Annotated in this window: 2 protein-coding genes and 1 pseudogene; all 3 read left to right on the top strand. The window is 66.7% G+C overall.

Annotated elements, in window-relative coordinates; genetic code table 11:
• Positions 1-344: pseudogene (locus ACSVC7_RS32635) on the top strand (NAD(P)(+) transhydrogenase (Re/Si-specific) subunit alpha); the annotation flags it as partial.
• A gap of 27 nt (positions 345-371) precedes the next feature.
• Positions 372-803 carry an NAD(P) transhydrogenase subunit alpha part 2 gene (locus ACSVC7_RS32630; protein WP_483509173.1) on the top strand — a complete coding sequence of 144 codons (432 nt, stop codon included), beginning with the start codon at positions 372-374 and terminating at the stop codon, positions 801-803.
• Position 804: 1 nt separating this feature from the next.
• The coding region (locus ACSVC7_RS32625) for an NAD(P)(+) transhydrogenase (Re/Si-specific) subunit beta (protein WP_483509171.1) at positions 805-1414 on the top strand (610 nt) is incomplete at its 3' end.

The following is a 1414-nucleotide window of genomic DNA, read 5'->3' as shown; positions in this document are numbered from 1 at the left end:
AGGCCCCGGTGCTGGTGACGCGCGAGCATGTGGCGTCGATGAAGCCGGGTTCGGTGATCATCGACCTCGCGGTGGAGCAGGGCGGCAACGTCGAGGGCTCCGAGCTGGGCAAGGTCGTGGTGACCGACAACGGCGTGAAGATCGTCGGCCACGCCAACTACCCCAGCCGCATCGCCGAGAGCGCCTCGCTGCTCTACGCCAAGAACCTGCTGGCCCTGCTCCAGTCCCTGCACAACAAGGACACGGGCATCGCCCTCAACTGGGACGACGAGATCGTCAAGGCCATCGCGCTCACCCGCGACGGGCAGATCGTCCATCCCGCCTTCGCCGGCCAGACGGTCTAAAGGCCGGACGGAATTAGGGAGAGAGACATGGACCAAACCGAAACGTCCAACCGCATCGCCGAGCTGATGGCGAACCTCGCCCAGATCCGGCAGCAGGCGGATGCGCTGACGGCCCAGCTTTCGGGTCAGCTCGCGGCGACCGCCCACGCCGTTCCGGCCGACGCCGCCAGCCACGGCAGCTTCTTCATCACCGGCCTGACGGTGTTCGTGCTGGCCTGCTTCGTTGGCTATTACGTGGTGTGGCGGGTGACGCCGGCGCTGCACTCGCCGCTGATGGCGGTGACCAACGCGGTGTCCTCGGTCATCATCGTCGGCGCGCTGATCGCCGCCGGGCCGGCGGGATTCGGCTTCTCCAAGGTGATGGGCTTCCTGGCCGTCATCCTGGCCAGCGTCAACATCTTCGGCGGCTTCCTGGTCACCCAGCGCATGCTGTCGATGTTCAAGAAGAAGGGCAAGTAAGATGGAAAGCCTCTCCGCCCTTCTCTATCTGGTTGCCTCGGTCTGCTTCATCATGGCGCTGCGCGGCCTGAGCAGCCCGGAGACCTCGCGCCAGGGCAACATCTACGGCATGGTCGGCATGACCATCGCCATCGTCACCACGCTGGCCCTGCCCATCGTCCAGTCCTACTGGATGATCGTGCTCGGCATCGCGATTGGCGGCGGCATCGGCTACGTCATCGCCAAGAAGATCGAGATGACCGCGCTGCCCCAGCTGGTCGCCGCCTTCCACTCGCTGGTCGGTCTGGCCGCGGTGTGCGTGGCGCTCTCCGCCTTCTACTCGCCGGCCGCCTACGGCATCGGCCTGCCCGGGGCCATCGCCAAGGGCTCGCTGGTCGAGATGGCGCTCGGCACCGCCATTGGCGCCATCACCTTCACCGGCTCGGTCGTCGCGTTTGCCAAGCTGCAGGGGCTGGTCTCGGGCAAGCCGCTGGTCTTCCCCTACCAGCACCACCTGAACGCCGCGCTGGGCGTGCTGACCGTGCTGCTGATCCTCTGGCTGGTGCAGTCCAACTCGGCGGCCGCCATGTGGCTGATCGTGCTGGTGGCGCTGGCGCTGGGCTTCCTGCTGA

It is taken from the genome of Azospirillum mesophilum (genome assembly GCF_053470405.2).
This window is presented reverse-complemented; position numbering and strand designations above follow the sequence as displayed.